Source organism: Streptomyces polyasparticus (genome assembly GCF_014493765.1).
Lineage (GTDB): Bacteria > Actinomycetota > Actinomycetes > Streptomycetales > Streptomycetaceae > Streptomyces > Streptomyces polyasparticus.
Genome location: NZ_JACTVJ010000003.1, coordinates 180,710 through 199,896, shown reverse-complemented (window position 1 = coordinate 199,896; position 19,187 = coordinate 180,710). Strand labels below are relative to the sequence as shown.

The following is a 19,187-nucleotide window of genomic DNA, read 5'->3' as shown; positions in this document are numbered from 1 at the left end:
GCGTTCGTCCTGAGCCAGGATCAAACTCTCCGTGAATGTTTACCCGTAATCGGGTCACCATCCGCGTTGAGCGGAACCAGGAGCGGAATAAGCTCCCAGTTCTCAGCGTCCTCGCTGATGTGCCATCCGTAGATGGACTTTTTCAAAGGAACCGCGTCCGACCATGATGGTCGAGACGGGGTTGTCAATCTGGCGTTGACTTTTGGCACGCTGTTGAGTTCTCAAGGAACGGACGCTTCCTTTGTACTCACCCTCTCGGGCTTTCCTCCGGGCTTCCCTTCGGTCTTGCTTTTCCGACTCTATCAGACTCTTTCGAGTCGATTTCCTCGGTGCCTTTCGGGGTTTCCGCTTTTCGGCGGTTTCCCTTTCCGGCGAGTCCGACTTTATCAGAGATTCTGAGTCGGAATTTCCACCCGCTCCGGGCCTGTCCGTACGCACGAGTGCGCCGGGTTCCCGGTCTGGCGGAGCCGTAAACGTACTGGAGCGGGCCGCCTCGATGCAAATCGAGACGGCCCGCTCCGAGTCGGACGACGTTTGCCCAGGTCAGAGGCGTCAGACCTCGACCACGACGGGCAGGATCATCGGGCGTCGGCGGTAGTTGTCCGAGACCCACTTGCCCAGCGTGCGGCGGATGAGCTGCTGCAGCTGGTGGGGTTCGACGACACCGTCCTGCGCCGACTTCTCCAGTACTTCGTTGATCTTCGGAATGACGGCGCTGAACGCCGAGTCCTCGATACCGGAGCCGCGGGCCTGGATGTGCGGGCCGCCGGTGATCTTTCCGGAGGAGGAGTCGACCACCACGAAGACCGAGATGATGCCCTCGTCCCCGAGGATGCGCCGGTCCTTGAGCGAGGTCTCGGTGACGTCGCCGACCGAGAGGCCGTCCACGTACACGTATCCGGCCTGGACCTTGCCGACGATCTTGGCCTTGCCCTCGACGAGGTCGACGACCACGCCGTCCTCGGCGATGACGATCCGATCCTGCGGGACGCCGGTCATGGCGCCGAGTTCGGCGTTGGCGCGCAGATGGCGCCATTCGCCGTGCACCGGCATCAGGTTGCGGGGCCTGCAGATGTTGTAGAAGTACAGGAGCTCGCCGGCCGAGGCGTGGCCCGAGACGTGCACCTTGGCGTTGCCCTTGTGGACGACGTTGGCGCCCCAACGGGTCAGGCCGTTGATCACGCGGTAGACCGCGTTCTCGTTGCCCGGGATCAGGGACGACGCCAGGATCACGGTGTCGCCCTGGACGATCCGGATCTGGTGGTCGCGGTTGGCCATCCGGGACAGGGCCGCCATCGGTTCGCCCTGGGAGCCGGTGCAGACGAGGACGACCTCGTGGTCCGGCAGATCGTCGAGCGTCTTGACGTCCACGACGAGTCCGGCGGGCACGCGCAGATAGCCCAGGTCACGGGCGATGCCCATGTTGCGGACCATCGAGCGGCCGACGAAGGCGACCTTGCGGCCGTATTCGTGCGCGGCGTCGAGGACCTGCTGGATGCGATGCACATGGCTCGCGAAGCTCGCCACGATGATGCGCTTCTGCGCTCCGGCGAAGACGGACCGTACGACATTGGAGATGTCGCGCTCCGGCGGGACGAAGCCCGGGACCTCGGCGTTCGTCGAGTCCGAGAGGAGGAGGTCGATGCCCTCCTCGCTCAGACGCGCGAAGGCGTGCAGGTCGGTGAGCCGGCCGTCGAGCGGCAGCTGGTCCATCTTGAAGTCACCGGTGTGCACGACCATGCCCGCGGGGGTGCGGATGGCGACGGCCAGCGCGTCCGGGATGGAGTGGTTGACCGCCACGAACTCGCAGTCGAAGGGGCCGATCCGCTCGCGGTGGCCCTCCTTGACCTCGAGGGTGTACGGGCGGATGCGGTGCTCCTGGAGCTTCGCCTCGATCAGCGCGAGGGTGAGCTTGGAACCGATCAGCGGGATGTCCGCCTTCTCGCGCAGGAGATAGGGGACGGCGCCGATGTGGTCCTCGTGCCCGTGCGTGAGCACGATGCCCTCGATGTCGTCGAGGCGGTCCCTGATGCTGCTGAAGTCCGGCAGGATCAGGTCGATTCCGGGCTGCTCCTCCTCGGGGAAGAGGACACCGCAGTCGACGATGAGCAGGCGGCCGTTGAACTCGAAGACCGTCATGTTGCGGCCGATTTCGCCCAGGCCGCCGAGGGGGGTGACGCGGAGGCCACCTTCGGGAAGCTTCGGCGGGGAGCCGAGCTCGGGATGCGGATGACTCAAAAGACTCTCCTACCCATGCGCGCCACGTCCTTCGTGAAGGCACGTGGCGCGCATGACGTTCGTGCGATGCAGTTGTCGCGTTCAGATGGTTCGTATGGGTCGTGCGTATTCAGTTGTGAAGTCTGTGGTCAGCCGAGGCTGTACTCAGAGGTGTACCCCGCCGGCGGCGAGATCGATCTTGAGCTGCTCGGTCTCCTGGGCGGAGAGCTCCACGAGCGGCAGGCGCAGCGGTCCGGCGGGCAGGCCCTGGAGGGCGAGCGCGGCCTTCGTGGTGATGACGCCCTGCGTGCGGAACATGCCCGTGAAGACGGGCAGCAGCTTCTGATGGATCTCGGTGGCCTTGCGGACATCACCGGAGTTGTAGGCCTCGAGCATCGCGCGCAGCTCGGGGGTGACGACATGGCTGACGACCGAGACGAAGCCGATGGCGCCGACCGAGAGCAGCGGGAGGTTGAGCATGTCGTCGCCGGAGTACCAGGCGAGGCCGGAGCGGGTGATGGCCCAGCTGGCGCGGCCGAGGTCGCCCTTGGCGTCCTTGTTGGCGACGATCCGCGGGTGCTCGGCGAGGCGCACGATCGTCTCGGTGGAGATCGGGACGCCGCTTCGGCCGGGGATGTCGTAGAGCATCACCGGCAGCTCGGTGCTGTCGGCGATCGCCTTGAAGTGCCGGTAGAGGCCTTCCTGCGGCGGCTTGTTGTAGTACGGCGTGACCGTCAACAGGCCGTGCGCGCCTGCCTTTTCGGCGGCCCGGGCCAGCTCGATGCTGTGGTGGGTGTCATTGGTGCCGACGCCGGCCACGATGTGGGCGCGGTCGCCGACCGCCTCGAGTACGGCTCGTACGAGATCGGCTTTCTCCGCGTCGCTGGTGGTCGGGGACTCGCCGGTGGTGCCGTTGATGATCAGGCCGTCGTTGCCTGCATCCACCAGATGGGCGGCCAGTCGCTGAGCGCCGTCCAGGTCGAGAGCGCCATCCGCCGTCAGGGGCGTGACCATGGCGGTGAGGACCCGCCCAAAGGGGGTCTGCGGAGTCGAGATCGGAGCCATGGGTAACACGCTACTCGCTGCTCAGTGCGTGGTCGCCCCTCGGGGGAGGCGCCGGGCGTGACGGGGCGTGACAAAAGGAGCCCGGCACTGCCTGCTCGGGGGTTCAAGCAGTGCCGGGTCCGTTTGATCAGGCTAGATGAACTTCTCGAAATGCCGCAATACGGACACTTCGCAAGGAGGTTCGGGACGGCGGCCCTGAAGGTGCTCACTCACCGTCACGGAGGGACGTGACCGTACTTGGTGAACGCGGCATGGCGCGTGGCGCACTTCGGCCGCGGTGCCGGTTCAGCGGTCGGCGGCCTCGGAGTGCTGCGTCTGCGCCGGGGAGCTGTCCGGGGACAGGGCGGGCATCCCGAACAGCAGGGCGCCCACCAGACCGGTGACGACGGTGAGGCCCACGAGGGCACGGCCGACCAGTTGGCCGGCAGTGGGGCGCTCCTTGGGAGGCGGGGTCACATTGCTGCGGTACTTGTCGGCTTCGGCGATGAAGGCGAACGGAACGGGCTCTCGCCGACGGAACATGGTGGGCGCATCTCCTTGCTCACTCGTGACTGCTGGGTGTCTCGTACCCATACAGACGCGCGTAACCGCACAAAGGTGCCCTGAAAACGGAAATTTCAGCGAAGAACACGGGACCCACACATACCGGTCCTAGCCTGAACGGCGCGGCACGGACCCCCTCGGACCCCCGGGACTGGTCGCCCGTGGAATGCCTGGGTAGCCTCACCGAGCAAACCTTCGAGCGGGCTTGAGTGAGGATTACGTCGTGCCCCTAGCCTTCCTTACGGCCGACCGCGCATTCGACCAGGCGGACGACGTCGCGCTGCCATTCGATGACCGCGACCAGTGGCGCCGTCCCTACCGGCCGGGTCCCTGGCGGGTCGGTGCCGCGGCGCTGCTGCTGCTCCTGGCCTCGTACATGCTGCTCGCCGCCATGATCATCGCCCTCGCCGACGCGCCCTCCGCGGGTGCCGCCTGCGGTATCGGCGCGCTCCTGGTGATCGTGGCCTCGCTGCGGCTGCTGCGGGTCGGCACCTGGGTGAGCGCGCGGGGCGTGCGCCGGGTCGGCTTCTTCGCGACCAGGACCGTGCCGTGGGACCAGGTGGCCTCCGTACGGACCACGCAGCAGCCGGTGCGCTGGCTCGGCCTTCCGCGCACCGTGCAGGGGCAGGCGGTCCTCCTCGTACCGGGCCAGGGCAAGCCCCTCACGGACCCGCTGATGACCTCGCACAACGGGGACTTCCTCGGCCGGCCCGAGGCCTTCGAGCGGGCCGCTGACACCGTCGAGGCCTGGGCCTACGAGTACCGGCAGGCGCGCTGATCGTCCGTACGCGAAAGAGACTCCGTACGCGGAAGAACCCCGCCCGGCTTCGAGTGAAGCCGGGCGGGGTTCTTTTCGTACGGCCGGCGGCTCAGGCCGGCGTGCGCTCGTGCAGGGCGATCGCCCGCTGCATCGCCTTACGGGCGCGAGGGGTGTCCCGCGCGTCGTGGTAGGCGACCGCGAGGCGGAACCAGCAGCGCCAGTCGTGCGGCGCGTCCTCCGTCTCGGCGCGGCGGCGGGCGAAGACCTCGTCGGCCGAGTCGCGGTCGATACGGCCGCTGGGCAGCCGCTTCAGCTCGTCCACCGGCAGGCCGCCCTCGGCCTCCAGCTCCGCTGCCAACTTCCCCGCCTTGCGAGCGAATTGAGTCGTTTTCCAGAGGAACCACAGACCGATGAGGGGCAGGATGAGCACCGCGACACCGAAGGTGACGGTGAGCACGGTGCCCTGCTCTATGAGCAGCACACCGCGGCTGCCGACCAGGACGAAGTACGCGACCAGGGCGGCGGCCAGGGCGAAATAGGTGACCTTTGCGCGCATCGGCTCGTCAGTTGCCCAGGTCCAGGAAGTTCTCCAGGCCGAAGGTGAGGCCCGGAGTGTCCACCACGCGGCGCACGCCGAGCAGGATGCCCGGCATGAACGACTTGTGGTGCAGCGAGTCATGACGGATCGTCAGCGTCTCGCCCTCGCCGCCGAGCAGCACCTCCTGGTGTGCGAGCAGACCTCGCAGCCGTACGGAGTGCACCGGCACACCGTCGACGTCCGCGCCGCGGGCGCCGTCGAGGGCCGTGGAAGTGGCGTCGGGCTGCGGGGCGCAGCCTGCCTTCTCCCGGGCCGCCGCGATCAGCTGGGCGGTGCGGTGGGCCGTGCCCGAGGGGGCGTCGGCCTTGTTGGGGTGGTGCAGCTCGATGACCTCGACGGACTCGAAGAACCGGGCTGCCTGCTGGGCGAACTGCATGGTGAGGACCGCGCCGATGGAGAAGTTCGGCGCGATCAGGATGCCGGTCGCCGGGGACTTCGCCAGCCAGTCCTGGACCTGGGCGATGCGCTCGTCGGTCCAGCCCGTGGTGCCGACGACGGCGTGGATGCCGTGCGTCGTCGTGTAGGCGAGGTTGTCCAGGACCGCGTCGGGGTGCGTCAGGTCGATGGCGACCTGGGCGTCCGTCTCGGTCAGCGTCTCGATCTTGTCGTCGCGGTCGAGTGCCGCGACGAGCACCATGTCCTCGGCGGCCTCGACGGCGCGAACGGCCTCGGAGCCGATACGGCCCTTCGCGCCGAGGACCGCCACACGCAGCTTGCTCATCTACTTGATTCCTTACGGGAGTTGGGCGACGTCAGCGGTGAGGTCAGGCGACCGCTTCGCTCAGCCGGGCCGCCTGGCGGGTCTTCAGCGGGCCGATCACCGACAGCGAGGGCCGCTGCCCCAGGATGTCGCGGGCCACGTCCCGTACCTCGTCGGGGGTGACCGCCGATATCCGGGCGAGCATGTCGTCCACCGACATGTGCTCGCCCCAGCAGAGCTCACTCTTGCCGATCCGGTTCATGAGCGCACCGGTGTCCTCGAGACCGAGGACGGTGGAGCCCGAGAGCTGGCCGATCGCGCGGGTGATCTCCTCGTCGGTCAGACCGTGCGCGGCGACCTGGTCGAGCTCGTCGCGGCAGATCTTCAGGACGTCGTGGACCTGCGAGGGACGGCAGCCCGCGTACACGCCGAACAGACCGCAGTCCGCGAAGCCCGAGGTGTACGAGTAGACCGTGTACGCCAGGCCGCGCTTCTCCCGTACCTCCTGGAAGAGGCGGGAGGACATGCCGCCGCCGAGTGCGGTGTTGAGCACGCTGAGCGCCCAGCGCCGGTCGTCGGTACGGGCCAGACCGGGCATGCCGAGAACGACATGGGCCTGCTCGGTGGAGCGCTCGATCAGCTCGACCTTGCCGGACGCGCGCAGGATGCGCCGTCCTTCGCGCGGAGCGATCGGGGTGGCGTCGGTCGCCTTGAGCGCGCCGGCCTTCTCGAAGGCGGCGCGGACCTGGCGTACGACCTTGGCGTGATCCACGTTTCCGGCCGCGGCGACCACCAGGTGGCGCGGGTCGTAGTGCTTCTTGTAGAAGCGGCGGATCCGGCTCGCGTCCAGGGCGTTGACCGTGTCGACCGTGCCGAGGACCGGGCGGCCGAGGGGGGTGTCGCCGAGCATCGTGTGCGCGAACAGGTCGTGCACGCAGTCGCCGGCGTCGTCCTCGGTCATCGCGATCTCTTCGAGGATCACGTTGCGTTCGGCGTCCACGTCCGCCTGCTCGATGAGCGAGCCGGTGAGCATGTCGCACACCACGTCGATCGCCAGCGGCAGATCGGTGTCGAGCACCCGCGCGTAATAGCAGGTGTACTCCTTGGCCGTGAACGCGTTCATCTCGCCGCCGACCGCGTCGATCGCGGCGGAGATGTCAAGCGCGGTGCGCTGCTTGGTGCCCTTGAACAGGAGGTGTTCGAGATAGTGCGTCGCGCCGTTGAGCGCCGGGGTCTCGTCGCGGGAACCGACGTGGGCCCAGATGCCGAAGGTCGCGGAGCGTACGGAGGGCAGGGTCTCGGTGACCACGCGCAGACCACCGGGCAGGACGGTACGACGCACCGTACCGATGCCGTTGCTGCCCTTGAGAAGCGTTTGGGTACGGGCGACGGCCCGCACCTCCGAGGAGGTACGGGCCGTCGCCGCGGTGCTACGGGACGTCACTTGTCGGCGTCGTCCTTCTTGTCCTCCGAGGCCTTGTCGGCCTCTTCACCCTCGATGACGGGGATGAGGGAGAGCTTGCCGCGGGAGTCGATCTCGGCGATCTCGACCTGGACCTTGGCGCCCACACCGAGCACGTCCTCGACGTTCTCCACACGCTTGCCGCCGGCGAGCTTGCGGATCTGCGAGATGTGCAGCAGACCGTCCTTGCCCGGGAGCAGCGACACGAACGCACCGAAGGTCGTCGTCTTCACGACGGTGCCCAGGTAGCGCTCGCCGACCTCCGGCATGGTCGGGTTGGCGATGCCGTTGATCGTGGCGCGCGCGGCCTCGGCCTGCGAGCCCTGCGCGGCACCGATGTAGATGGTGCCGTCGTCCTCGATCGTGATGTCGGCGCCGGTGTCCTCCTGGATCTGGTTGATCATCTTGCCCTTGGGGCCGATGACCTCACCGATCTTGTCCACCGGGATCTTGACGGTGATGATGCGCGGCGCGTTCGGGGACATCTCGTCCGGAACGTCGATCGCCTCGACCATCACGTCGAGGATGTGCAGACGGGCGTCGCGGGCCTGCTTCAGCGCGGCGGCCAGGACCGAGGCGGGGATGCCGTCGAGCTTGGTGTCGAGCTGGAGCGCGGTCACGAACTCCTTCGTACCGGCGACCTTGAAGTCCATGTCACCGAACGCGTCCTCGGCACCGAGGATGTCGGTGAGGGCGACGTAGTGCGTGTCGCCGTCGATCTCCTCGGAGATCAGACCCATGGCGATACCGGCGACGGGGGCCTTCAGCGGCACACCGGCGTTCAGGAGCGACATGGTCGAGGCGCAGACCGAGCCCATGGACGTCGAGCCGTTGGAACCGAGGGCCTCGGAGACCTGACGGATCGCGTACGGGAACTCCTCGCGCGTCGGCAGGACCGGCACGATGGCGCGCTCGGCGAGCGCACCGTGGCCGATCTCGCGGCGCTTCGGCGAACCGACGCGGCCGGTCTCACCGACGGAGTACGGCGGGAAGTTGTAGTTGTGCATGTAGCGCTTGCGGGTCACCGGGGAAAGGGTGTCCAGCTGCTGCTCCATGCGGAGCATGTTCAGGGTGGTGACGCCCAGGATCTGGGTCTCGCCACGCTCGAACAGCGCCGAGCCGTGCACGCGCGGGATGGCCTCGACCTCGGCCGCGAGCGTACGGATGTCGGTCAGGCCACGGCCGTCGATGCGGACCTTGTCCTTGATGATGCGCTCGCGGACCAGCTTCTTGGTCAGCGCGCGGTACGCACCGGAGATCTCCTTCTCGCGACCCTCGAACTGCGGGAGCAGCTTCTCGGCGGCGATCTCCTTGACGCGGTCCAGCTCGGCCTCACGCTCCTGCTTGCCGGCGATGGTCAGCGCCTGCGAGAGCTCGGAGGAGACGGCGGCGGTCAGGGCCTCCAGGACGTCGTCCTGGTAGTCCAGGAAGACCGGGAACTCGCCGGTCGGCTTGGCGGCCTTCGACGCGAGCTCGGCCTGGGCCTTGCAGAGGACCTTGATGAAGGGCTTCGCGGCCTCGAGGCCGGCGGCCACGACCTCTTCGGTCGGCGCCTGGGCGCCGCCCTTGACGAGCTCGATGGTCTTCTCGGTGGCCTCGGCCTCGACCATCATGATCGCGACGTCGCCGTCCTCCAGGACGCGACCGGCGACCACCATGTCGAAGACGGCGTCCTCGAGCTCGGTGTGCGTCGGGAACGCGACCCACTGGCCCTTGATCAGCGCGACACGGGTGCCGCCGATCGGGCCGGAGAAGGGCAGGCCGGCCAGCTGCGTGGAGCAGGAGGCGGCGTTGATCGCGACCACGTCGTACAGGTGGTCGGGGTTGAGGGCCATGATCGTCTCGACGATCTGGATCTCGTTGCGCAGGCCCTTCTTGAACGACGGGCGCAGCGGCCGGTCGATCAGACGGCAGGTGAGGATGGCGTCCTCGGAGGGGCGGCCCTCACGGCGGAAGAAGGAGCCGGGGATCTTGCCGGCGGCGTACATCCGCTCCTCGACGTCCACCGTGAGCGGGAAGAAGTCGAGCTGGTCCTTGGGCTTCTTGGACGCGGTCGTGGCCGAGAGGACCATCGTGTCGTCGTCCAGGTACGCCACGGCGGAGCCGGCGGCCTGCTTGGCGAGGCGGCCCGTCTCGAAGCGGATGGTGCGGGTGCCGAAGGTGCCGTTGTCGATGACGGCCTCGGCGTAGTGGGTCTCGTTCTCCACTAGCGGTTTCTCCTACGTTCGGTCGTACGCGTGCGTCTGCGTACGTATGCGTCTTTAGTCCGGGACCGCCCGTATGGCGGGGGACTGGTGTCCTGACCGCCTCATGGCGGCGGACGGGGCGGAGAAGCGCGCCTTGGGTGCGGGCCGGTCTTCGATCGAAGCACCCGGGGTTGCCTGCGGGCCTGGGATCAGGCCTTTGTGAGGCCCCGGGGGCCACTACCGAGGACCGGCGGCGGCGCTGTCGGGGCGCTTCCCTCGTTGTTGCGTTGTGCGACCAGACTACAAAGCCTTGGTGACACTGCGCACGTACAGCAAAGGGAGCGGCCCCCTAAGAGTGGGAACCGCTCCCTTCATGGCGTCTTACTTGGCGCCGCCGGCCGCACCGCGGCGGATGCCGAGACGGTCGACCAGCGCACGGAAGCGCTGGATGTCCTTCTTGGCCAGGTACTGCAGGAGGCGGCGACGCTGGCCGACCAGGATCAGCAGACCACGACGGGAGTGGTGGTCGTGCTTGTGGGTCTTGAGGTGCTCGGTCAGGTCGGAGATGCGACGCGAGAGCATGGCGACCTGAACCTCGGGGGAGCCGGTGTCACCCTCCTTGGTGGCGAACTCGGCCATGATCTGCTTCTTCGTGGCGGTGTCGAGGGACACTCGAACTCCTCTTAGTCAGTGATTGCCACCGAGTGCCCCTGGTCTACATCTCAGGGGAGCTTCCTTGACTCGGGAGGCGGGGATCCGCTGGGCGCGAGCCCCAGAGCCTGGTTTCGCAGGCTGGTCCGGGGATGCGTACACAAACGGCCGTTACACAGCGTACCAGCCGGGCGTGGCGCGCCTTACCACGAGGGGTGCAGGTCAGGACGTCAGAGCCCGGATCGAGTGGTAGACGTCGAAGACCGCCAGGCACAGCGGGAGCAGCGTGAGCAGCACCATGGACTCGGCGATCTCCAGGAAGCGGCCCCAGAACGGGGTGACGCCCTTGCTGGGCACGATCAGTCCGATCGCCGTGATCAGGGCGGCACAGAGCGCGATCGCGGCCGTGAGCCAGATCATCCGAAGGTCGAGGGCCGCGTCGTCGCCGCGCAGCGCGCCCTTCCACAGCTCAAGCGGCGGGTTCAGGGCGAGCCCGAGGCCGAGCAGGACAAGCGCCGCGAGACCGGCGGCGAGCGCGCAGCCGACCTGGGCGGTGTAACGGAAGAGGTGGGCGCGCATCAGGAGCGCGACGCCGGTGGCGAAGGCGAGCAGCTGGCCCCAGAGGTTGTCCGAGAAGCCGAGCACGCCCGCCGCGACGACGGCGACCAGGGCACAGCCGCCGACCAGGCCGACGAGGAGCTCGTGGCCGCGCCGCGCCTGGGCGGCGATGCGCTCGGCGTCGACGGGGCCCTGCGGGGTGCGGTCGTCGCCGTTGCCGTAGTCGCCGACCGTCGTACGAGGGGGCTCGAAGCCGATGGGGAGGCGGGCGAAGCGGGCCGAGAGGCCGGGCAGGAAGGCGAGCACGCCGACGGCGAGCGGGGAGCAGGCCGCGGCGGACTCGATCGGCTCGATCTCCGTGAGGATCGCGACGAAGGTGACCAGGAGACCGATCGTGGAAGCGAAGACGAAGGCCACGAAGAGGCCGTCGCCGCTCGGCGTCACGATCATCAGGATCACGGAGAAGAGCAGGACCGCCGCACAGGCGAGCAGGAACTGCAGCTTGCCGATGCCCTGGCCCGTGGCCGGGGGCAGCAGTCCGGATCCGGCGACGGCCGCGTTGGCCAGCGCACCGACGCCGAAGGCGACCGCCGAGGCGCGGTCGGTGTACACCCGGGCCCGTACACACGAAAGAGCGAGCAGGGAGACGGCCGCGACGGCCGCGAGGATCCCCGGCAGACCGTGCATGTCGTGGCCCCGGCCCGAGGTCCACAGGACGAAGGCCAGGAGAACGAGGAGCACCGAGCCGCCGAAGAGGCCCGCGCCGCGCATCAGGCCGTCGGACCACAGGGTGCGGTCCTTGGCGACGGCCGAGGCGACCGCGTCCGAGACGTCGTCGAAGACGGCCGGCGGCAGGGACTCGGCGAAGGGGCGCAGCGAGAGCAGCTCGCCGTCGAGGATGCGCTGGGTGCCGAGCGATCCCGCGCTGTCGAGGACGGTGCCGTCGCGGCGGACCAGGTGGTAGCCGACGGGGGCGCCGGGCGCCGGGCTCTGTCCGGACAGGCGCAGGATCTCGGGGTAGAGATCGGCGACCGGGATGTCATCGGGCAGGGCGACGTCGACGCGGCTGTCGGGGGCCACGACCGTGACGCGGCAGAAGCCGGTGCCGCCGGCGGCCGGCGTTCCGGGGCCGGGGTGGCCGGCCGCGCCCGAGGCCGGCGCTTGGACGGTCGTACTCACTGCTGCTCCCCCTCGTATGCGTGAAGCTCGTTCTCTGTGCTGTGTACGCAAGTTCGCAAGACCCTGTGTACGCAAGTTCGCAAGACCCTGTGCGCGGAGGTTCGCAAGGCCTTCGCAAGACGTTCCGTGAAGCCGCAGAATTTTGCGCTGGTTCGCGGCTGCGTACTACCGGAACACCTGCCGTGGTGCTTACCTCATCCGTATCCCGCGACACCCTACCGCCCGCCTGTCCCGTGGTACGCAAGTAGGATCACCCCCCGCGGACGGGCCTTGCCGCCACGGGGGCGCCGATAGGAACTTTCCGTCCGGCAAGGGAATTGGTGAGCTGTGAGCCAGATCGTCGTCAAGCGCCCACCGCGCGCTCTGCCCACCGAAGTGCCTGGTGAGCAGGTGCAGTTGCAGCCGCCTCCGGAGCTGCCGCGCGGCCAGCAGGAGGGCGCGCTGATGCAGCTCCTGCCGATGCTCGGTATGGGCGGATCTGTCGTCTTCTTCTTCATGACGCCGAATCCGATCATGCGGATCATGGGCATGGTGATGATCGCGTCCACGATCGCCATGGCGATCGCGATGCTGGTTCGTTACCGTCGCGGTACGCAGGGGCAACTGGCCGACATGCGCCGCGACTACCTCCGCTATCTCGCGCAGACGCGGCGCAGCGTGCAGCGCACGGCCCGGCTGCAGCGCGACGCGCAGTTCTATCTGCACCCCGCCCCCGAGCAGCTGTGGGCGCTGGTCGCCGAGGGCAGCCGGGTGTGGGAACGCCGCGTCGGCGACGACGACTTCGGCCAGGTCCGTATCGGACTCGGCGCCCAGCAGCTCGCGACCCCGCTGATCGCCCCCGAGACGGCGCCGGTCGACGAGCTCGAACCGCTGACGGCGGGCGCGATGCAGCAGTTCCTGCACACGCACAGCACCTTGGAAGACCTGCCGATGGCGGTCTCGCTGCGCGCCTTCTACCACGTGACGGTCAGCGGTGAGACGGATGCCGTACGCGGATCCGTCCGCGCGATGGTCGGCTCGCTCGCCTCCCTGCACTCCCCCGACGACCTGGTGATCGCGATCGCCGCGCGCCGCGATGCGGCCGCGCAGTGGGAGTGGACGAAGTGGCTGCCGCATGTGCAGTCCGGTGGCGCGCCGGACGGTGCGGGCAGCCGTCGCATGATCACCACGGACTCCTCGGAGCTGGAGGAGCTGCTCGCGGGACGGCTCGACGGCCGTCCGCGCTTCCACGCCGGCGGCGCTCCCCTGCTCGACCAGCCGCACATCGTCGTCGTCCTCGACGGCGAGGGCCTGCCGCCGCTCTCGCCGCTGGCCGCGCCCGAGGGCCTGCAGGGCGTCACGGTCATCGAGGTCGTGCCCGGTGACCATCACGGTGCGCGCGGCGGGCTCTCCGTCACGGTGGACCGCGAGAAGCTGCAGCTCGAGTCCGGCCACGGCCTCGTATACGAGGGAGTGCCGGACTCGCTGTCGTACGAGGCCGCCGAGGCGCTCGCGCGCCAGCTCGCGCCGCTGCGGATGGCGTCCGGCGGTGACGACGACGAACCGCTGCTCGCCAACCTGGAGTTCACGGATCTGCTGAACCTCGGGGACGCCGCCTCGGTGGACGTGGGGCGCACCTGGCGCCCGCGGGCGCAGGCCGAGCGGCTGCGCGTGCCGATCGGTGTGGGCGAGGACGGGGCGCCCGTCATGCTCGACCTCAAGGAGGCGGCGCAGGAGGGCATGGGTCCGCATGGTCTGTGCGTGGGCGCGACCGGTTCCGGCAAGTCGGAGCTGCTGCGCACACTGGTGCTCGGCCTTGCGGTCACCCACTCCTCGGAGACGCTGAACTTCGTCCTCGCGGACTTCAAGGGCGGCGCAACCTTTGCCGGTATGTCCCAAATGCCGCATGTGGCGGCCGTGATCACCAACCTCGCGGACGACCTGACCCTGGTGGACCGCATGGGCGACTCCATCCGCGGCGAGCTCAACCGCCGCCAGGAGATGCTCAGGGACGCCGGCAACTACGCGAACATCCACGACTACGAGAAGGCGCGCGCCGCCGGTGCGCCGCTGCAGCCGATCCCGTCACTCGTCCTGGTGATCGACGAGTTCAGCGAACTGTTGACGGCGAAGCCGGACTTCATCGAGATGTTCGTGCAGATCGGCCGTATCGGACGTTCGCTCGGTGTGCATCTGCTGCTCGCCTCGCAGCGCCTGGAGGAGGGTCGGCTGCGCGGGCTCGAGACGTATCTGTCGTACCGCGTCGGTCTGCGGACCTTCTCCGCGGCCGAATCGCGGGCGGCCATCGGTGTGCCGGACGCGTACACGCTGCCGAACGTGCCGGGTTCGGGCTATCTCAAGTTCGGCACGGACGAGATGGTGCGCTTCAAGGCCGCGTACGTCTCCGGGACATACCGCACCGGCACCCAGCAGGTGGCGTCCGGTGGACCGCTGCCGCTGGACCGGCGTCCGGTGGCCTTCACGGCGGCGCCCGTGCCCGTGCAGTACGTGGCACCGGACATCGCCGCCGTACCGGCGTCCCGCTCCGCCGCGGACGACGACGCGCTCGCCGACTCCGTACTCGATGTGATCGTGCGGCGGCTCGAAGGCCGCGGCGTCGCGGCGCATCAGGTGTGGCTGCCGCCGCTGGACAATCCGCCGTCGCTCGACGAACTGCTGCCCGGACTCACGGGGGTGGAGGGCCGCGGGCTCACCGTCGCCGGATACGAGGGGGCGGGGCGTCTGGTCGTGCCGCTCGGCGTCGTGGACAAGCCGTTCGAGCAGCGGCGGGACACGCTGTACCGGGACTTCTCGGGTGCGGCCGGCCATATGCAGATCGTGGGCGGTCCGCAGTCCGGAAAGTCGACGTTGCTGCGTACGTTGATCTCGGCTTTCGCTCTGACGCACACACCGCATGAAGTGCAGTTCTACGGACTCGACTTCGGCGGTGGCGGTATGTCATCCATCGCGGGCCTGCCGCATGTGGGCGGCGTGGCCTCCCGGCTCGACCCCGAGCGGGTGCGGCGCACGGTGGCCGAGGTGTACGGCATTCTCGCGCGGCGCGAGGAGTACTTCCGTACGGCGGGCATCGACTCGATCGCGACGTTCCGGCGGATGCGGGCGCGGGGCGAGATCTCGTTCACCGACCAGCCGTGGGGCGATGTCTTCCTGGTCATCGACGGCTGGGGCAACTTCCGTTCCGAGTACGAGAATCTCGACCCGATCGTCCTGGAGATCGCGGCACGCGGTCTGGGCTACGGCATCCACGTGATACTGACCGCCTCGCGGTCGATGGAGGTCAGGTCGAACCTCAAGGACCACCTGATGAACCGCCTCGAGCTGCGGCTCGGCGACACCATGGACTCCGAACTCGACCGCAAGGTGGCGGCGAACGTGCCGTCCGGGGTGCCCGGCCGCGGTATGACCCCGGAGAAGCTGCACTTCATGGCCGCGGTGCCCCGTATCGACGGCATCAACTCGGACAGTGATCTGTCGGAGGCGACGGCGGCGATGCAGCAGGAGGTGGCCAGGCACTGGACCGTGCCCGGGGCGCCTGCCGTCCGGCTCCTCCCCCGCTCGCTGCCGGCCGCGGAACTGCCGGCGGGCGGCGCGCGTCCGGAGCTGGGCGTGGCCTTCGGCCTGGACGAGAACAACCTCGAGCCGGTCTTCGTCGACTTCGACCGCGACCCGTTCTTCCTCGTCTTCGGCGAGAGTGAATCGGGCAAGTCCAATCTGCTGCGGCTGCTCATCCAGCAGATCTCGCAGCGGTACGACGGCAGCGTGGCGAAGTTCTTCGTCATCGACAACAGGCGGGCTCTGCTGGACGTCACCCCCGCTTCGCACCTGGCGGAATACGTCCCCATGTCCAACGCCATGGAGCACCACGTCGACGCGCTCGCCGATCTGATGCAGCGGCGCGCACCGTCCTCGGAGGTCACGGCACAGCAGCTGCGGGACCGCAGTTGGTGGTCGGGCCCGGAGGTCTTCGTGGTCGTGGACGACTACGACCTGGTGTCGACCTCGTCGGGCAACCCCCTGGCGAAGCTCACGGAACAGCTGCCGTTCGCCCGGGACGTGGGCATCCGCTTCATCATCGCCCGCAATACGGCGGGGGCCGGGCGTGCTTCGTACGAGCCGTTCATGCAGCGAATCATGGAGCTGGGCGCGCAAGGCGTGGTCCTCTCCGGCGACCCGAACGAGGGCGACATCTTCGGCGGCGTGCGACCGCGGCCGATGCCTGCGGGCCGGGGCGTCTTCGTGTCGCGGCGGCGGGGGAATCCGTTGGTGCAGACGGGGTTTGTGGGTGAGTGACGGATCTTCTGCGTGGGCGAGGCCACAGGGCCTTGCCCACGTCGGAGCTCACTCCATAGGTTGAACTGGAATCCGCCATTCCTGATGGCGTCGACGGGGGAAAGGGAGTGCGCGGCTGATGGCGTGGGATGAGTGGGAGCAGCTGAAGTCGGCGGCGGTTGAGCGGAATGGGGGTGGGCAGATGCAGCTGAATCAGCTGGATGACGTGCCTGCCGTGACCGATGGGTCCGGTGTCGGGGACCTCAAGGTCAAGCATCAGGATCTGGCGAAGATCGGTGACCACGCACACACCCTGTACGACCGGCTCTGGACCGAAGCGCGAGTCGCCGTACCGTCCAGCGACAAGGCCGCGGGCGACCTGACAAAGCAGGGCTTCGCCGTCGGATCCGCGCTACAGCACGTCTCCAACCGCTGGGAAGAGCAGTTGAAGTCGCTGATGGACGCCTGTGCCCACATCAACAACCACCTGGCGATCACGGAGAAGCAGCACCGGACCGACGATGACTACATCGCGCGGCACACAAGCTCGATCGCTGCACTCGACTCCGGCTTCGACGAGAACTGGGCCGACTCCGGCAAGCAGGGCAAGGGCGGCAACTGATGAACCTCGACGATCTCCGCAATGCGAACTTCAAGCTGCTCGACGACGCCGTGACCGACTGGTCGAAGATGGTCAGCAACCTCGGGGAACTCGAGAAGTCCGCCACCAAGGGGCTGCTGAACGCCGCTCAGAAGGCTGACTGGCAGGGACTCAACGCCACGGTGAGCCGTCAGTTCGTGGGCAAGACGGCCGGCGAGTTCGGCGACGCGCACAAGCAGGCCGAAAGCATCCGGAACATCCTCCGTGACACCCGGGACGAGCTCAAGGACTACAAGCGGCAGCTCACCGAGGCGATCGACCGCGCGTGGGAGCAGAAGGTCACCGTCTACGGCGTTGCCGGGGGCGGCTTCGAGGCAATGATCAGCGTGCATCCGGAGCCCAAGGACGCCAAGCAGCGGATCGACACCGCGGTCGAGGAAATCAAGGGCATCCTCACCAGGGCCACCGAGTCGGACAGTTCGGCCGCGAAGGTACTCCAGGCGATCGCCGATCAGAGCGATCTCGGTTTCTCGGACGCCTCCTACAAGGACCGCGATACGGCGGCCGACGCCATCAAGAAGGCCGACGAGCTGGCAAAGCTCGCGGCGAAGGACCCTGACGAGCTCACCAAGACCGAGCTGAACAGCATCAACGCCGGTCTGGCCAAGTACCGGAACGACCCGCTCTTCGCCGAAGAGTTCGCCACGAAGCTCGGCCCCCAGGGAACACTGGAGTTCTACTCGGGCGCAGCAGCCGCCGGAGCGGGCACGTACGACCCTGACCGTCTGAAGACCATGAAGCAGCTCCAGAAGAATCTGGGCATCACTCTTGGTACGGCGACTCGCTCGGACAGCGCGGCGATGGACAAGTGGGAATCCACGATCACCTCGATGGGTGAGAAGCGGCTCGGGGAGTACGAGGACGGTCCTCGCAGCTTCGTCGTCATGAGCAACCTGATGCGCTTCGGTGACTACGACACGGACTTCCTGACCAGCTACGGCGATCGTCTCTTGGAGTTCGACAAGCAGGTCGACACCGACTCGCATCACGGCACACCGTTCTGGGTCAACAACCACGATCAGTCGAACCTGAACTTCTGGGACAAGAACGACCGCGGCCGGGACCCGGTGAGCGGATTCCTCCAGGCATTGGGCCACAATCCCGAAGCTTCGGCCCAGTTCTTCGCGTCCCCCGGAGTGGATGGCGACTACGTCGACAAGGAATCCGAGGTCAACGAGAACCTCAAGTACCTGACCAAGGAACGGCATTGGTACGAGGATCCCACGTTCGAGGGGGATCGTGACGTCATGGCCGGGCGGGATGCGCTGGGGCATGCCCTTGAGGCTGCGACGACCGGCTACGCGTACGACGCGGATCCCATGTCGGCAAAGGATCCGATGATTCCGGGGAGCGGAGACCGCAGAACTGAGGCCACCGCTGATGTGATGGAGCAGGTCGCCTATCTCTACGGAAGCGAAGACGGCCCCAAGATGCTGCACGATCAGCCGGAGATGGCGGACAGCCTAGGCAAGATGGGCGCCGCTTACATCGACGATATCGATCACAGCATCTCGGGGTTCGGTGACCAATCCAAGGATGCCGGGGACTTCCCCTCACAATATCCCGGACGAGCCAACTTCGGCGAACAGGGCGCAATCGACTTCCTGAGCGTGCTCGGGCAAAACGAAACCTCCCACAACACGGTGACGGCCGCGCAGCACCTTTACACACTCAGCTTGCTTGACGCACACCCGCCCACCGACGCCGACCAAATCGATCATGCACGAGATGCATTGAACGTCGGCGCGCAAGCCCGAGGCATCCTGGACAACGCCTACGTCGAACAAGCAACGGCAGATGCTGAAGGTGACGCCGACGAAGCGAACAAGTCTATTGCGAAAGGCGACGACTGGAAAAAGGTGGCCGCAGGGGCGGTCATCGCAGGAGGTATCGCCGCAATTCCACTGCCAGGCTCGACGGCTGCCGCAATCGTATTCGCCCCGGTCGCTGCGGACACCGCGGGCGAAATCCTCGGAACGTTCCTCGACCATAGCATTGATGACGGTGCGGCGGAGGAAGATCCAACCGCGAAGGCCCAGATGACCAGCGCAGAATTCTACGGGAAGGGCGCAGGCGATCTCGGCACAGCGTACAGCTCCTACTTGAAGGATCACCCGGAAGTCGCGAGGACCGCCGATCACGAAGACTGGAAGCAACGTGTCGAGGACGCCTACTACGGTACGGGTTCACACAAGAACGAGTATCGCGGCCGAGCGCCGTACGAGGATTGAGAAGAAAGTGCGAAATCCATGTCTCTCAAGTAAGAAATGCGGCATCGCTTTGAAGGTCGCAACAGGTGTGGCTGCCATCATCGCGGTGACAGCCGGGTGCGATTCAA

The 19,187-nt window shown here is 67.6% G+C and carries 13 protein-coding genes; 4 read left to right on the top strand and 9 right to left on the bottom strand.

What is annotated here, in order from left to right; genetic code table 11:
• Positions 1-552: 552 nt before the first annotated feature.
• From H9Y04_RS04270 to H9Y04_RS04260, 3 genes are all read right to left on the bottom strand, one after another.
• Complete coding sequence (locus tag H9Y04_RS04270) at positions 553-2,238, bottom strand: ribonuclease J (protein ID WP_187812289.1); 1,686 nt, start codon at positions 2,236-2,238, stop codon at positions 553-555.
• 144 nt (positions 2,239-2,382) lie between these two features.
• Positions 2,383-3,282, bottom strand: a complete 900-nt coding sequence (gene dapA / locus H9Y04_RS04265; RefSeq protein WP_187812288.1) for a 4-hydroxy-tetrahydrodipicolinate synthase — start codon at positions 3,280-3,282, stop codon at positions 2,383-2,385.
• Between the two features lie 285 nt (positions 3,283-3,567).
• Positions 3,568-3,804: a hypothetical protein gene (locus H9Y04_RS04260; protein ID WP_187812287.1), complete on the bottom strand. Its 237-nt coding sequence runs from the start codon at positions 3,802-3,804 to the stop codon at positions 3,568-3,570.
• A gap of 244 nt (positions 3,805-4,048) precedes the next feature.
• Here H9Y04_RS04260 and H9Y04_RS04255 point away from each other — a divergent pair, with 244 nt between their 5' ends.
• Positions 4,049-4,603 carry an SCO5741 family PH domain-containing membrane protein gene (locus H9Y04_RS04255; RefSeq protein ID WP_187812286.1) on the top strand — a complete coding sequence of 185 codons (555 nt, stop codon included), beginning with the start codon at positions 4,049-4,051 and terminating at the stop codon, positions 4,601-4,603.
• 91 nt (positions 4,604-4,694) lie between these two features.
• Here the strand turns inward: H9Y04_RS04255 and H9Y04_RS04250 are convergent, their stop codons facing one another.
• The 6 genes from H9Y04_RS04250 to eccD all read right to left on the bottom strand — a co-directional run bounded on the left by H9Y04_RS04250 (position 4,695) and on the right by eccD (position 11,919).
• Positions 4,695-5,141, bottom strand: coding sequence for a hypothetical protein (locus tag H9Y04_RS04250; protein ID WP_187812285.1), 447 nt, complete (start codon positions 5,139-5,141; stop codon positions 4,695-4,697).
• Positions 5,142-5,148: 7 nt separating this feature from the next.
• Positions 5,149-5,904, bottom strand: a complete 756-nt coding sequence (gene dapB / locus H9Y04_RS04245; RefSeq protein ID WP_187812284.1) for a 4-hydroxy-tetrahydrodipicolinate reductase — start codon at positions 5,902-5,904, stop codon at positions 5,149-5,151.
• Positions 5,905-5,947: 43 nt separating this feature from the next.
• Positions 5,948-7,327 carry a M16 family metallopeptidase gene (locus H9Y04_RS04240; RefSeq protein WP_187812283.1) on the bottom strand — a complete coding sequence of 460 codons (1,380 nt, stop codon included), beginning with the start codon at positions 7,325-7,327 and terminating at the stop codon, positions 5,948-5,950.
• Entirely contained in the window at positions 7,324-9,552 is a 2,229-nt protein-coding gene (locus tag H9Y04_RS04235; RefSeq protein ID WP_187812282.1) for a polyribonucleotide nucleotidyltransferase, read from the bottom strand. The genes H9Y04_RS04240 and H9Y04_RS04235 overlap by 4 nt, the downstream gene beginning before the upstream one ends.
• A gap of 360 nt (positions 9,553-9,912) precedes the next feature.
• Positions 9,913-10,203 carry a 30S ribosomal protein S15 gene (rpsO, locus tag H9Y04_RS04230; protein WP_165333511.1) on the bottom strand — a complete coding sequence of 97 codons (291 nt, stop codon included), beginning with the start codon at positions 10,201-10,203 and terminating at the stop codon, positions 9,913-9,915.
• 201 nt (positions 10,204-10,404) lie between these two features.
• The gene (gene eccD / locus H9Y04_RS04225; protein ID WP_187812281.1) at positions 10,405-11,919 is read right to left on the bottom strand and encodes a type VII secretion integral membrane protein EccD; all 1,515 of its coding nucleotides are present in this window, start codon (positions 11,917-11,919) and stop codon (positions 10,405-10,407) included.
• A gap of 327 nt (positions 11,920-12,246) precedes the next feature.
• Between eccD and eccCa the strand changes: the two genes are divergently transcribed.
• From eccCa to H9Y04_RS04210, 3 genes are all read left to right on the top strand, one after another.
• Complete coding sequence (eccCa, locus tag H9Y04_RS04220) at positions 12,247-16,209, top strand: type VII secretion protein EccCa (protein WP_187812280.1); 3,963 nt, start codon at positions 12,247-12,249, stop codon at positions 16,207-16,209.
• A 118-nt stretch (positions 16,210-16,327) separates the two neighbouring features.
• Entirely contained in the window at positions 16,328-16,810 is a 483-nt protein-coding gene (locus H9Y04_RS04215) for a hypothetical protein (protein WP_187812279.1), read from the top strand.
• Positions 16,810-19,080 carry a DUF6571 family protein gene (locus H9Y04_RS04210; RefSeq protein WP_187812278.1) on the top strand — a complete coding sequence of 757 codons (2,271 nt, stop codon included), beginning with the start codon at positions 16,810-16,812 and terminating at the stop codon, positions 19,078-19,080. The genes H9Y04_RS04215 and H9Y04_RS04210 overlap by 1 nt, the downstream gene beginning before the upstream one ends.
• Positions 19,081-19,187 lie beyond the last annotated feature (107 nt).

What these genes read in the sequence shown, in the direction of transcription:
- H9Y04_RS04210 (WP_187812278.1), top strand. Translation starts at nt 16,810, where the DNA reads ATGAACCTCGACGATCTCCGCAATGCGAACTTCAAGCTGCTCGACGAC.
- dapB (WP_187812284.1), bottom strand. Translation starts at nt 5,904, where the DNA reads ATGAGCAAGCTGCGTGTGGCGGTCCTCGGCGCGAAGGGCCGTATCGGC.
- dapA (WP_187812288.1), bottom strand. Translation starts at nt 3,282, where the DNA reads ATGGCTCCGATCTCGACTCCGCAGACCCCCTTTGGGCGGGTCCTCACC.
- H9Y04_RS04215 (WP_187812279.1), top strand. Translation starts at nt 16,328, where the DNA reads ATGGCGTGGGATGAGTGGGAGCAGCTGAAGTCGGCGGCGGTTGAGCGG.
- H9Y04_RS04260 (WP_187812287.1), bottom strand. Translation starts at nt 3,804, where the DNA reads ATGTTCCGTCGGCGAGAGCCCGTTCCGTTCGCCTTCATCGCCGAAGCC.
- H9Y04_RS04250 (WP_187812285.1), bottom strand. Translation starts at nt 5,141, where the DNA reads ATGCGCGCAAAGGTCACCTATTTCGCCCTGGCCGCCGCCCTGGTCGCG.